The sequence below is a fragment of the Chryseobacterium phosphatilyticum genome, from assembly GCF_002899825.2.
GTDB lineage: Bacteria > Bacteroidota > Bacteroidia > Flavobacteriales > Weeksellaceae > Chryseobacterium > Chryseobacterium phosphatilyticum.
This window is the reverse complement of record NZ_PPED02000002.1, coordinates 707,975-722,524: the sequence shown is the minus strand read 5'-3', so window position 1 is coordinate 722,524 and position 14,550 is coordinate 707,975. Positions and strand designations below refer to the sequence as shown.

The 14,550-nt window shown below is 34.4% G+C and carries 11 protein-coding genes; all 11 read right to left on the bottom strand.

The window, feature by feature from the left end; all coding sequences use genetic code 11:
- Nucleotide 1: 1 nt before the first annotated feature.
- The 11 genes from C1631_RS10395 to C1631_RS10345 all read right to left on the bottom strand — a co-directional run bounded on the left by C1631_RS10395 (nt 2) and on the right by C1631_RS10345 (nt 14,543).
- Nucleotides 2-2,401 (bottom strand): GumC family protein, encoded by a 2,400-nt coding sequence (locus C1631_RS10395; RefSeq protein ID WP_109712003.1) that lies wholly within the window; start codon nt 2,399-2,401, stop codon nt 2-4.
- A gap of 7 nt (nt 2,402-2,408) precedes the next feature.
- Nucleotides 2,409-3,230 (bottom strand): polysaccharide biosynthesis/export family protein, encoded by an 822-nt coding sequence (locus C1631_RS10390; protein WP_103247608.1) that lies wholly within the window; start codon nt 3,228-3,230, stop codon nt 2,409-2,411.
- A 37-nt stretch (nt 3,231-3,267) separates the two neighbouring features.
- Nucleotides 3,268-5,196 (bottom strand): polysaccharide biosynthesis protein, encoded by a 1,929-nt coding sequence (locus tag C1631_RS10385; RefSeq protein WP_109712001.1) that lies wholly within the window; start codon nt 5,194-5,196, stop codon nt 3,268-3,270.
- A gap of 127 nt (nt 5,197-5,323) precedes the next feature.
- Complete coding sequence (locus C1631_RS10380) at nt 5,324-6,424, bottom strand: DegT/DnrJ/EryC1/StrS family aminotransferase (protein WP_438502072.1); 1,101 nt, start codon at nt 6,422-6,424, stop codon at nt 5,324-5,326.
- Between the two features lie 55 nt (nt 6,425-6,479).
- The gene (locus C1631_RS10375; RefSeq protein ID WP_438502071.1) at nt 6,480-6,950 is read right to left on the bottom strand and encodes a regulatory protein RecX; all 471 of its coding nucleotides are present in this window, start codon (nt 6,948-6,950) and stop codon (nt 6,480-6,482) included.
- A 52-nt stretch (nt 6,951-7,002) separates the two neighbouring features.
- On the bottom strand, nt 7,003-8,268 hold the full coding sequence (glyA, locus tag C1631_RS10370; protein ID WP_109711997.1) for a serine hydroxymethyltransferase: 1,266 nt from the start codon (nt 8,266-8,268) through the stop codon (nt 7,003-7,005).
- A 153-nt stretch (nt 8,269-8,421) separates the two neighbouring features.
- Nucleotides 8,422-9,327 carry an NAD(P)/FAD-dependent oxidoreductase gene (locus C1631_RS10365; protein WP_103247607.1) on the bottom strand — a complete coding sequence of 302 codons (906 nt, stop codon included), beginning with the start codon at nt 9,325-9,327 and terminating at the stop codon, nt 8,422-8,424.
- Between the two features lie 137 nt (nt 9,328-9,464).
- A complete protein-coding gene (blaCIM, locus tag C1631_RS10360; RefSeq protein ID WP_109711995.1) occupies nt 9,465-10,217 on the bottom strand; it encodes a CIM family subclass B1 metallo-beta-lactamase in 753 nt (250 codons plus the stop codon).
- Between the two features lie 67 nt (nt 10,218-10,284).
- Nucleotides 10,285-11,814: a glycosyltransferase family 39 protein gene (locus tag C1631_RS10355; protein WP_109711993.1), complete on the bottom strand. Its 1,530-nt coding sequence runs from the start codon at nt 11,812-11,814 to the stop codon at nt 10,285-10,287.
- A 142-nt stretch (nt 11,815-11,956) separates the two neighbouring features.
- Entirely contained in the window at nt 11,957-13,168 is a 1,212-nt protein-coding gene (locus tag C1631_RS10350) for an efflux RND transporter periplasmic adaptor subunit (RefSeq protein WP_185144662.1), read from the bottom strand.
- Nucleotides 13,169-13,271: 103 nt separating this feature from the next.
- The gene (locus tag C1631_RS10345) at nt 13,272-14,543 is read right to left on the bottom strand and encodes an ABC transporter permease (protein WP_103249133.1); all 1,272 of its coding nucleotides are present in this window, start codon (nt 14,541-14,543) and stop codon (nt 13,272-13,274) included.
- Between the last annotated feature and the right edge of the window lie 7 nt (nt 14,544-14,550).

Sequence of the window (14,550 nt, the reverse complement as noted above, 5' to 3'; positions counted from 1 at the left end):
ACTAGCTAAATTTATTTTTAATTTTTTCTAACCAAGTTTGTTCTTTTTGGTTATTATATCCGTAACCGTATTTATTACTATATCCCAGGTTTTCTCTACTGACATCGTTTAAAACAAATCCGACGTTTTTAATCTTATTTTGATCAATATTTTTATTTGCAAATTCTGTTAATGCTTTCTCAGTATATTTAGATCTGGAAACATAAATAGTAACATCAGCGAGATCAGCAATCAGGAATGTATCTGTAACCAAAAGCAATGGAGCAGTATCCAGTATAATATAATCATATTTTGATTTTAGCTCATCTAATAGGAGTGCATAACGTCCATTAGAAAGCAATTCTGTAGGGTTAGGAGGTATCATTCCCGAATAAATAACATCCAGATGAGGGTTAAATGAAGAAACATGGATAATTTCTTCCAGTTTAGTCTGATCTGAATAAAGATACTCCGTCAACCCGGCTAAGCCTTTTCTTGCAGGATTATATCTTTGTAGCTGAGGGTTTCTAATATCAGATCCGATAATAATGGCTTTTTTCTTAGGATTGGCTAAAGTAAGTGCAAGATTTACAGAAGTAAACGTTTTACCTTCTCCCTTAACTGTAGAAGTTACAAAAACAATTTTTCCTCCATCTTTATTTTTAGGAAGCATGAAATTCATATTAGTAATAAGAATTCTGAATGCTTCAGCCATAGGAGTAATATCATTTACTCTTACAATATCTGAATCCCCTTTCTCAAGGCTTGGTAATTCTGCAATAACAGGTGCATGAACTAGCTTATCAAGATCATGCTTAGTTACTATCTTATTATTAAGTAATTGTAATAGATAAATAATCGCAAATGGGATTAGTAGACCTACAACTAGAGCACCAAGCAAGATGAAGTTTCTTTTAGGGGCTACCGGTATGGTAGATGCGTATGCAGTATCAATAACTCTTGCTTTAGGAGCTGTAATCGATTGAGCAATTGCAGTTTCTTCTCTTTTCTGTAAAAGAAGCAAATATAAATTTTCCTTTATCTGTTGCTGTCTTTCTATACTTCTAAACATTTTTTCAATAGAAGGAAGTTTAGATATCTTACCTGAAACCTTATTCTGTTCTCCCAAATATTCATTTCTTGCCAATTCAAGACCGGTTCTATTTCTTTGTAAACTTTGCGTAATAGTACCACGCAATGTATTAATCTGCTTGGTAATATCAACAACTGTAGGGTTTTCTGCTGTTGCAGATTCAAGTAATCTGTTTCTTTGTAAAATTAACTGGTTGTACATTGAGACCCCTGCGGTAGCCTCCGGGTTATTTAATCCTACATTTGCTGGTAATGCCTGATATTGCCCCTGCTTCGAAACAAATCCGATCAATGCATTTGTGAGTTCTAGTTGGGAATCAATTTCAAGCTGTTTTGCTCTTGCTGCTGCAGAACTTTCCAAACTGATTTTAGCTTCAGTTTCAATATCCGTAAGATTATTTTTAGATTTAAAACTTTCTTTTTGATTTTCAACCTCACCTAATTCTCCAGATAACTTCTTTATTCTATCTTCAATAAAATCCAATGTTTTTCTTGACTCAGTATTCTTATCAAGAATAGCATCGTTGTTATAGGCTACAACAAGATTATTTAGAATATCTTCAGCCTTTGCTATTTGAGGATACTGTATAGCTAATCTCACCACGGTAGCCTCTTTAGACAACAAACTTACATTTAATGAATTTTGTAAACTAATAACTTTGGCTTCCAGAGAGGAAATCTGTAACTGTAAATTATTAGGATCTACTCCTTTTACCAGAGACGGATTAAATTTATTATTTTTTGTAATAATAATATTACCAAATGGCAACCCGATGGTTTTACCATAAGTGGTTATTATATCTTTTTTTAATTTTTCTGATGATATTGTAAGTTTGGTTCCATCAATTGTAAGATTAATGGTATTAACTGGTGCGTCAGCAGGTTTCTCTGAAACTACTTTAATCTCTACGGGAGAAGTTTCTTTATACAGCTCCATCGTAGAAATCTTACCTTTTCCGACAATATTGGTCTGGAGATTTTGGTTAGCAACCACTTCTCTCATCATTTTTTTTGACTTAAGAATCTCTATCTCATTAGCAACGCTATTGGTTTTCAAGCCTCCGAGACCAGATAAATCGGGTAGAAATCCTAAATCATTAGCAACAGGTGATGCAGTATTTTTAGCATCTTTCACCAATACAGTAGCCTGCACTTCATAAACGGGCACCATAAACTTGAGAGCAATATATCCTATTACCAAGGCAATAAGACCACTAACAATAAACCACGGCCATTTTCTAACGTATGGTTTAATTATTTCATTGAGATCAATACCATTTGAATTATCATTTTCAACTTCCGAGACTTGCGACGATTTTTGAATATCCATCAATATTTTATTTCTTATTAAATAAACTTACAACTACCGCTACCGCTGTAACTGCAATAGAGACACCTGTTAAGATAAGGCCTGTATTTGGATTTTGTTTTGCTAGAACATCTTTCGTATTGTTAGAAGAAATAATAATCGCATCTCCCTGCTTAAGATTATAATACGGTGAATTGATTAAATTAGCGTCACGAAGATTCACACGACCATGGGAAACAACACCATTCTCTGTTCTGATTACCAATACATCTTCTCTTTTCCCGTATGAAGTAAGATCACCCGCCATACCTAAAGCATTTAAAATAGTTCCTTTACCGTTGACTATTGTATAGTCTCCCTGTCTATTCACTTCACCCAGAACAGTAACTTTAAAATTAGCCAATCTTACACTTACCGTTGGATTAATGACATACTTAGTCATTTTATTATAAAGCTCTTCTTTAAACTCTAATAAAGTCTTGTCAGTTGTATTGATTTTACCTAAAACAGGAAAATCAATATTTCCTTCTGCATCTACAATGTAACTTGGTCCTGTAATAGTAGTCATCCCCTGATTGGGAGTATTTCCACCAGCTAAAGAATTTGTCTGAATCAATTCAGAAGAGGAATAGTTTTGATTGAATGGCTTTACAACATCCATATCTTTTGCCGTAATCATAATAATCAGCTGATCACCTGTCTGTATAGTAGGTTTAGAGTTTTTCTCTGATGCTTCTATAGCAACTTTTTCTATATTTTGCATATAGTTCAAGTCATTCGGCCTGGTTTGATTAACCTTGCAGGAAACCAGCGTTAATGCCAAAGATATTGCTAATATTTTTCCCTTCATATTTTTAAAATTGTACAAATATACATTTATATTTTTTCTATTTGTCGAGTGCCTCATAGATAGAATTATTGCTCCTAAACTCCGGCACAATTGTTTTTAAGATTTTAACTACTTCCACTTTATCTCTTCTTAAGGATGCTTTGGTTATTTGTCTTGTCAGTAAGTCAATTTCTTCAAACCCCATAGTTGGATCCTTAGAGACCATAATCTTGTCATTATGAGTAGGAAGTGTTTTTGCGTTGTCACTTAGGAGCTCCTCATAAAGTTTTTCTCCTGGCCTTAGCCCTGTATAAATTATCTTTATATCAATATTGGGTTCAAATCCTGAAAGCTTTATCATTCTTTTTGCTAAATCTAAGATTTTAACAGGTTCGCCCATATCAAAAACAAAGATTTCACCTCCCTCACCCATTGTTCCTGCCTGAAGAACCAGCTCACAGGCTTCAGGAATGGTCATGAAATATCTTACAATATCCGGGTGAGTAATTGTTACCGGACCGCCTGCTTCAATTTGCTTTTTAAAATGAGGTATAACAGAGCCATTAGACCCTAATACATTTCCAAATCTTGTTGTAATGAATTTAGTAGTATTTCCTTCCAGATTTTGAAGAGATTGCACGAAAAGTTCGGCTGCACGTTTAGAGGCCCCCATTACATTCGTTGGATTAACAGCTTTATCAGTAGATACCATTACAAAGCGGTTAACCTTATATTTACTGGACAATCTTGCAATAATTTTAGACCCTAAAATATTTACAAAAATAGCTTCATGAGGGTTTTCTTCTACCAAAGGAACATGTTTATAGGCTGCAGCATGATACACCATAGAGAAGTTATAGTGTTGAAATAAGGATTCCATTCTATGTTGATTGGAAACGTCACCTAAAACAAATTTAAAAGCAATATGAGGATATTTTTCTCTCATCTCAAGCTCAATCTCATATAGCGGAGTTTCAGCCTGATCTAAAATAACAATTAAAGAAGGGTTAACTAAAGCCACCTGTCTTACTATTTCGCTTCCTATAGAACCAGCCCCACCAGTTACCAGAACGGTCCTTTCAAAATGTCTGCTTTTAATCTTCTCATTCTCAATCTTGATCGGTTTTCTATTCAATAAATCTTCTATTTGAAGATTCTTGATGGATCCGCCTAAATCACTATCTCTAAGCTTTTGTACAGATGGTGCTTTGAAAACATTTAAATCTTTTTCAAGGAACAAGTTTACCCACGAATTCATTTCATCTCTGGCCATCATTTCCTTAACGACCAACACGCCGTCAATGATCAGGTCCTCTTTTGTATTTTCTTCAATTCGTTGTTTTTCGTAGATAGGTTTTCCTAGTAGAGAGGCTCTTTTAGAATCTGTTCTTTGCGTCAAAAAGCCAACTACCTGATAAGGTAAACTTGGATTATCTAAAATAGCACGGGCAATTGCAATAGACTGTTCATCAATGCCCAACACCAGAATTCTTTTTTTCAAAGCACTTCTCCTATATTCTCTTACCACATGAAAGAATTCCTTTACATACAATCTGAAAAGAAATAATCCCATAAAAGAAATAACAAAGTACAAGACCAGATAAGGGGTGAGTATAAATTTACTTCCAATAGTCCAGAAATAGAATATGTTTATTGTTCCAACGGCAAGTAGCGTACAAAAACATGACACGAATAATTTGAACAGATCTATAAATGTCGAATGCCTAATGATACCCGCATATGTTTTAAAGAAATACATAAAGACTGTATTTACTACAATGATAAAAGCGAAAACAACACTTTTATCTTCATGGTAAATAAACTCTCTTTGCGTGATTTTTTCTATAATATAAGTTGAGAGAAATAGTGATATCACCAGAATAATAATATCTATAATTAATATTATCCATCTGGGAAGATATCTTACATCTGAGAGATTGACAACATTATCTCCTCCAAATATTTTTTTCCTGAAAGAATTATACATTGTCTTTATTTGTGTTCATATGTTATTATTACGGTACAGTCTCGGTTATTAATTCAAAATACTATAAAGCATTTCCTGCAAAATTAAAATAAAATATCATCTATGCTTTAGATTTAAAAAAATAAATTTAACTTCTAAAATTCATCAGTATATTCATTATCCTATCCTTGTCATTACCTGTCAAATTTGTACCTGACGGTAAACATAAACCGTTCTCAAAAAGTATACCACAAACATTACTTCCAAAGAATTTATATTGTTTATAAAGAGGTTGCAAGTGCATAGGCTTCCATAAATATCTGGTTTCTATATTATTCTTCGAAAATTTTCTTTTTAAATTTTCTCTTGTAATTTCCGCATTATTTCCTTCAATGGTGATTGTATTCAACCAAAAATTAGAAAAAAAATCTTTTCCGGGTTCTTCAAACAGATTTATTTCATCAATATTTTTAAAAATCTCTTTATAAAAAACATGATTTTCCCTTCTTTTCAGAATTCTGTTTTCTAAAACCTCTAATTGCCCTCTTCCTATCCCTGCAGAAATATTACTCATTCTGTAATTGTATCCTACTTCAGAGTGGCTGTAATAGTCTTTGTTCTCTTTTGCCTGTGTAGCAAAATAAAGCGCCTTGTCTTTACTCTCCTGATTTCGTGATATCAGAATACCTCCACCTGAAGTTGTAATAATTTTATTTCCATTAAAACTGATGACTGAAAGGTCTCCAAAAGTTCCACAAGGCTTATTTTTATATTTACTTCCTAAAGCTTCAGCACTATCTTCAATAACAGGAATATCATATCTTCTGGATAATTCAAGGATTTCATCTACCATAAATGGCATTCCGTATAAAGAAACGGTAATGATAGCCTTAGGTTTTTTACCTTGTTTAAGACAATATTTAATAGCGTCTTCTACTGCATTCGGACACAGATTCCAGGTAGAAGTTTCACTGTCAACAAAAACAGGTATTGCTTTTTGGTAAAGAATAGGATTTGCAGAAGCAACAAAGGTAAATGATTGGCAAATCACAAAATCATCTTCTCCAACACCCAACAACCTCAATGCAAGGTGTATTGCCGCCGTACCAGAAGAGAGAGCTGTTACGAATGAATTATCACCAAGAGAATTTCCCAATATTTTTTCAAATTCATCTATGTTTGATCCATACTGAGAAACCCAGTTTGTATCAAAGGCATTCTGTATATATTTCAATTCGTTTCCTCCCATATGCGGAGGCGATAGCCAGATCTTATTTTCTTTCAAGTTCTTTTGTGTGTTGCTATTAATTTTCAGCAAAAATATCAATTATTTTCTCATATTCAAAACCTCTGCTCATGAGATATTTTATAGTCTTTGACTTTCTTTGATATTCCTGCATTCCTTTTTGTTTTGAAGAGTAGTCTTCGTAGATTCTTGAGATTGTTTTCATATAATCATCTTCGTAGATTTCATCAAAGCATGTATTCATCAGTCTTTCAGAAATTTGCTTCTGCTTCAGATGCATTTTAATTTTATTTCTACCCCAATGCTTGATATAAAATTTCCCTCTGATATAACTTCGGGTAAAACGTTCTTCATTGAGGTAATTCTCTTTCAAAAGAAATAGAAAAATTTCTTCTTTTGCTTCATCTATAAGCAAAAATTCTCTCATTTTCTGTTCTACTTCTGCATGACACCGATCCTGATAAACACAGTAGTTGATCAGTTTCTGCTTAATTTCATCAAAGGTAAAAGATTTTTTTTCCATGTGTATAAAAAAAGAATGGGCTATCGCCCATTCTTTATATAATTATGGTACTTCTTTATTAGTAATTAAATAAAGCCTTACCTTCCATTAATTCATTTACTTTCTTTCTTACTGAAACAAGAACTTCTTCATTTTTGATATTATCTACGACTTCAGAGATTAATCCTGCGATCGTATCCATATCATTTTCTTTAAGACCTCTTGTTGTAATGGCAGCAGTTCCTAATCTGATACCGGATGTGGTGAACGGTGATTTATCATCAAAAGGGACCATATTTTTATTACAAGTAATGTCAGCAAGTACTAATGCTTTTTCAGTTTCTTTACCGTTTACTCCCTTATTTCTAAGATCTACCAACATCAGATGATTATCAGTTCCTCCACTTACAATATCAAACCCTCTGTTGATCATTGCTTTTGATAATGCCTGAGCATTAGCTCTCACTTGTTTAGCATACGTTTCAAACTGTACATCCAGAGCTTCTCCGAACGCTATTGCTTTACCAGCAATCACATGCTCCAGTGGTCCACCCTGAATTCCCGGGAATACAGCCCCGTCCAATACCTGGCTCATCATTTTAATTTCTCCTTTTGGAGTCTTATGACCGTATGTATTTTCGAAATCTTTGCCCATCATAATCATTCCCCCTCTTGGACCTCTTAGTGTCTTATGAGTTGTAGTAGTTACCACATGACAATGTTCGAATGGAGAATTTAATAATCCTTTAGCGACTAAACCTGCAGGGTGTGCAATATCAGCCCATAGTGTTGCTCCGATCTCATCAGCAATCTCTCTGTATTTGGCATAATCAAGGTCTCTTGAATAGGCTGAGAATCCTGCGATCATCATTTTGGGTCTTTCTCTTAAGGCTACTTCTCTCATCTGATTGTAATCGATAAGACCTGTTTCTCTTTCTACTCCATAAGAAACCACTTCATACTGAATTCCTGAGAAATTTACAGCAGAACCGTGAGTAAGGTGTCCTCCCATTGAAAGATCCATTCCCATAATTTTGTCTCCTGGTTTTAAAACGGCAAGATAAATAGCAGCATTCGCCTGAGAACCGGAATGTGGCTGCACATTCACATAATCTACACCGAAAAGCTCTTTCGCTCTGTTGATGGCTAAAGTTTCAACCTCATCTACTACTTCACATCCTCCGTAATATCTCTTTCCGGGATACCCTTCAGCATATTTATTTGTCAATACACTCCCCATTGCTTTCATCACATTATCAGAAACAAAGTTTTCTGATGCAATAAGCTCTAATCCATGGGACTGTCTTTGTCTTTCTTTTTCAATCAGGTCGAAAATAATATCCATTTTACTTTTAGTTTTTGAAATTTTCCAGTCCAAATGTACGGATTTTTCATCGAGATTTCAGCATCAAAAAAATGATTTTTGAAAGCTAAAGAATGAAAAAAAGAAAAGTAAACCTATTGGTAATGCAGGTGATAACCTCTTATAAATAATGATCTAGAATGCTTCGTCTGAAAGCTCTTTATTGGCAACTGCCCCTGCAAAATTCCCTTGTGCAACAGCATTTGCAACCGATCTCATCATGGTTACGCTATCTCCACAGGCAAAAATTCCGGGAATATTTGTTTTCTGCATAAAATCAACTTTAATAAAGCCCTGTTCTGTCATTTCACATCCCAGATCTTCCGAGACATTGATATTTTGCTCAAAAGGAATTTTAGCATATAAAGCTTTTAACGGAACAGAATCTCCATTCTTAAATAAAACTTTTCTTATATAGCCATTTTCATGTTCAATACGATCGATTTCATTTTCGTTCAGATTAATCTTATTCTGATTTAATTTCTCAATTTGCTCAGGGGTCAAAACAGATTTACCATTTGTCAATAATGTCAAATCTTTTGTCATATTAAAAACCAGTTTTGAAAAATCAAAAGCCAGATCTCCGTCAGCCAGAATTCCTGTGGTTTCATTTTTCACTTCGTACCCATGGCAATAAGGACAATGCAGTACAGAAATGCCCCAACATTCTGCGAAACCAGGGATATCCGGCATTATATCTTTTACTCCCGATGCAACAATCAGTTTTTTGGCATATAATTTTTCACGAGCTGATGTTTCTACCACAAAACCATCAGATATTTTCTTTGTTTTTACAATGGTACTCTCATAGAATTCTACCGTATCATATTTTGCCACTTGTTTTCTTGCCATATCAGCAATTTCCCCGGGGGATCTCCCGTCATGAGTAATAAAATTGTGTGAGTGCGGAGTCTGTCTGTTACACGACTTTCCGTTATCAATAATGAGAACATTTCTTAATGATCTTCCTAAAGCCATACCTGCTGATAATCCTGCATAGCTTCCTCCAACTATAATAACATCAAATTTTTTATTTTCCATAGTAATTAATCCTTAGTTGATAATGATCTTTTTATCACTACAAAGTTAAGGTAAAAATAATTAACGCAACTTAATTGCATTAATTATTTTAGCATAAAAAATTGTTTTTAGATAAAACAGTTTTTTATTTACAATTCTTAATTGTTTTTGAAAAGATTAATTGTATAATCTAACAACTTCATTCCTCCAGCATCCCCATGTCCCGGTATTACAATCCAGACATCAGGATATTGTTTTTTTATTTTTGTCACTGTTCCGGACCAGGCTTGTATGTTAGCATCTCCAAGATATCCTTTTGTTGCCCCATTTTCTTTAATCAAACACCCTCCAAAAAGGATTCTTTCGTCAGGAAAATAGGCGACAACATTATCTTTAGTATGCCCTTCCCCGAAATATTTGACAAAAACATTCGTTCGCCCCACCTTTAATGTCAGATCGTTATCAAAGCTATGCTGAGGAATATTTTCATTGTTTTTCTTTGCCAGATCTATGGTTCTAACGCTACCATAGGAAGGAATTTTATTTTTATCAAACTCTTTTAAGCCTCCTAAGCAATCATTATGAAAGTGGGTTGCTACAACTGCATTAATATTAGAATTCAAATTATTTTTAATCCACAGAATCAGCTCTTCCGAGCTTTTATCATTCGCAGGAGTATCTAAAATCACAACTTCACCATCTTGTTTAACAATCATACCATTACAGGGTACTCTCCCAAAAGAATCTGTATTCAAATAAGAAATATGCTGATAAACATGATCAGATAGCTGAATAACAGAAAGTTCATCTGTTTTATAAACGATCTTGGGCAGGTGTGATGCTTTTTTAGTATTACAGTTTAAAAAAAATAAGAATAAGGAAAACAATACTATTTTAGAGAGGAACTTCATATAAATTCTTTAACAATGTAACTAATTTAAAAATTCTTTTTGTTTACCTTCTGCCAAAAAAAGTTAATTATCTGTTAAGATATGATTTAACTTCTTTCATTTCATCTGTTATTCTTTTATTGATATCTGTTTTCGCTCCTTTAAATCCAAAGATAGTAGCCCCATTTTCTCTTGCAAAAGGATTGGTAACGGAGCCTACAATGACACTATTTTCAAAATACCGGCTCGTTTCCCTGAGTTCATTTTCTGATTCAGAAAAATCTTTAACCCTGATCACATTACCATATTTCTTAGTTAAATCAAACCAATCAATATAATCTGCATTAAATGAAACTGCTTTTATACCAAGTTTTGAATAAAAATTTATTGCTCCCGCTTGTCCATAATTATCACATAGCACTAAAGTATTTCCGGACTTTGATAATTCAGCATACTCTCGATCCACTTTCTGAGCTAATTCTTTCCAACCCAACATATCTGCAAAATCCTGATGAATAGGATGATCCTTGCCATCTTCCCAACGAAGTAGCCCGTATTTTTTATATAAATTTTGATGACTTGCAATAAATTCCGGGCTTTTGTTTGGAAATGCAAGACTATATAAAGGCACAAATAAAATAACAGGAAGTAAAATGGAGACGGGTCTTAACAATCTTTTCCAGCCATTTTCCAGAATGACACCCAAATAAGCTGCACCAAAAGCAATATAAACAGGATAAAGCCCCATAGCGTAATAGTCCTTCGCCCTGAAATACATAAATAAAGCTATTGTAAAAACATATCCCCAAAAGAAGAATCTAAACTTTTTAAAAGAACGATCCATCAATACAGCATATAAACCTGCAAGGATAACAAAAATAACTCCGATAAAAAACAATGCCTGAGATCTTAGGAAATCAAATCTATTGACATTGACCAGCTGCCTTTCAGAAAGTTCTTTCATATGGTGTACAACAGGAAAATGATGTTCATATTGCCAGAGAATATTGGGAAGAGCAATAATAAGCGTCAAAAGTCCGGCAAAATATAAATGTGGGTTTGCAAATATTCTTCTTTGGTGGCTTATCAAAAGTGCCGGAATGAAACCCAAAGCAAGAAAAGCAATATTATATTTATTTAAAATCCCGATTCCAAAAGTGATCCCTCCCCAATAAAGCCATTTTATTTTTTCTGTAATGACATATTTTATCAGAAAATAAAAAAATAAAGTCCACAATAATACCTCGAGAGAATTGGGCTGGAAAAACATATTTAATCGAAGAAGTATTGAAAATAAAAGCCCCATAGACGCAAGAACTTTGGCAAACAAATTCCCGTTTAATTCTTCAATAATTTTCCATACAACAACAATGGTGAGCGCTCCAAATAAGGCTGGAAAAAATTTCACCCAAAATACAGTACCTCCCAAAATCTGAATGAGCCATCCCAACCATGAGCTTACCGGCGGTACCGACAAATATCCCCAGGCGAGATGACTTCCCTGATCAATATACAGGTATTCATCACGTTGCAATTCATACTCAGGAGCAATCAAAGAATACTGAAGGACAAACTTGAGAATGATAAAAAGAAAAAGAACCCAATAGCTTTTCTTCATGACTTATAGTTTAAGATTAAAATTAAGACATTTCAGACCATTTTTCTATTACATTTCATATTAATAATCACATGATAACAAAAAAATCCCGGAGAAATATCTCCGGGATTCTGCAGTTTTAAAAACTTATAGTTTTAGTTTATTATTTTTTATTTGCTTTTTCCTTTAACTCGTCCTTGTCTTTATCTGAAGGATTCCATACTTTCACTTCGGAATCTTTCGTAATATTTGATCCTGGAAGAACCTGAACATTAATCCCGTCGCTGGCACCTAATTTCAAGTATACCTTTTTAAATTTCCCGTCTTTTTGTTTCACTTCTACAAAGGGAACATCTTTTCCTTGCTTCTTTTCATACTGAACTAAAGATTCATCCAGTAAAAGGGCATTTTTCTGAGAACTCAATACAATCTCCCCATTAGCAGAGAATCCAGCTCTGATATATTCGTTATTAGGATTTTCTACGTTTCCTTCAACCGGAAACTTGATGGTTCCGGCGTTATCTTTTCCCTTAGGAGCAATCATCGTAAGTTTTCCCGGGAAAGTTTTATTCTGTAACGCACCGATTACAATATTCATATCCATTCCCTGGCTCAGTTTTCCAGCCTGGGCTTCGTCAATTTCTCCTTTAAAAATCAGAGAATTTAAGTCTGCTACTGAACAAATCGTTGTACCAGCATTGAAGTTATTCGCTTCAATCACCTGGCTTCCCAGTTTTACAGGAACTTCAAGAACGGTTCCTGAAGCTTTGGAACGAATCTGTGTTGTTGCTAACCCTTGCCCCTGAAGTTCAGGAGTAGCTCCGGTTTTTGCAATCTGCAATCTTTTCTGAGCAGTATTCAGCTGTTGTTGTGCATTTTTAAGAGTTTGCTGCTGAGAAAACAATTGCTGCTGGGAATTAAGGTAATCTTGTTTAGAAACCACCCCTTGCTTAAAAAGCCTATCCTGCATATCATATTGCTTCTGCATATTTCCCACATTTAATTGAGCATTATTGATCTGAAGCTGCGCATTCTGAACTTCCTGCTGTGCAGCATTCACTTCTGAAATACTCGGAACAATTCTCACGGTAGCGATCAACTGTCCTATCTCCACTTTATCTCCTTCTTTCACCAGAATTTTATCGATAATCCCGGTAATATTGGGTTTGATTTCAATTTCTTCCTTTGGAACAATTTTTCCTGTAGCCATTACCTTATCGTCCATATTCTGAACAGTAGGTTTACGCGTGAGGAAAGCCTCGCCCTCCTGAGAGTTTGATTTTATAAGATAGCCAATCCCTGAGAACAATGCCACTGCAAATAAAAGCCCTAACACTATATAAACGGCTTTTTTCCAAGTGAATTTCTTTTTCATATGTATAGTTTATTTTTTATTTTAAGATGGAAAGATTTAAAAAATTAAAAAGATTGGATGATCTCTGTTTTCAAACTTTCAAATTATTTCTTTTTTAAATTAGTTACTCTGTTCTTAATGCTTCAATTGGTCTTATCTTCACCGCTCTTTGTGCAGGGATCATCCCGATTACCAATCCCAGGACAACCATAACTCCCATTGCAGCGAATACATTCCCATAATTTACTGTCGGATTATAGAAAGGAAATGCATCCTGACCTTGCGTTACTGCATTTAAAATCATCAATACAAAAATTCCAAACATAAAGCCCAGCAATCCTGAAGAAAGGGTAATCACTACACTTTCCAATAAAATCTGATTTCTTACTTCAGAGGGTTTTGCTCCCAATGCTCTTCTGATCCCTATTTCTTTTGTTCTTTCTTTTACTGTAATCAATAAGATATTTGAAATGGCAATGACCCCCGCAAGAATTGTCAGTGTTCCCACAATAATGGTTAACAGTTGCATCCCTGTAAGGAACCCCGTTAATTTCTTAAATTCTTTTCCTAAGTTGAAACTACCGAAAGCATTGGTATCTTCAGGAGAAATTTTATTTTTAGATTTTAATACCTCTTTTACATCCTGTTCTACTGAACCCACATTAGCATTAGGTTTGCTTACAATCGCAAACAGATCAATCTGCTCACCTGCATTGTACATTTTAGTGTAGGTAGACAATGGAATAAATGCAGTCTGATCATTTTCAAAACCACCTCCTTTTTTCACTCTGAAAACACCTATTACATTAAAGAAAATACCTTTGATATTAATAGATCTTCCAATAGGGTTTTCTTTTTTCTTGGAATCAAAGAAGTTCTTGTAAATTTCTTCTCCAATAACCACTACATTTTTATTTCCTGAAACATCTGCGTCATTGATATATCGTCCGAAAATAAGTTTCTTTTCTGAAATTTTATTTCCAACAGCGTAGTCTCCCGTAAGAGAATATGTTCCGTTTTTTCCATTTCTTGACATAGCTTCGCCGGGTGTTCCTGTAAAACTGCCTCTTGCATTTTGTGGAGATATATAATCTATGGCGGTTACTTTTCTTTTCAGCATTTCCATATCAGATAATTGCAAATGCACTTCTCTACCTTTAGGAAACCCTTCATACGGAATAGACGTTTTCTGTGCCCACAGGAAGATCGAATTGGTAGCAAACCCGGAAAACAGTTTATCAAAACCATTCTCCATTCCTTTTGCTGCTCCAAGAAGGCTTACATACAAAAACATTCCCCATCCTACCCCAATCATGGTAAGAAATGTTCGAAGCTTATTATTCCTCAATGAATAATAAATCTCCTGCCAAGTATCTTTTTTAAATATGATATTCACCTTTCTG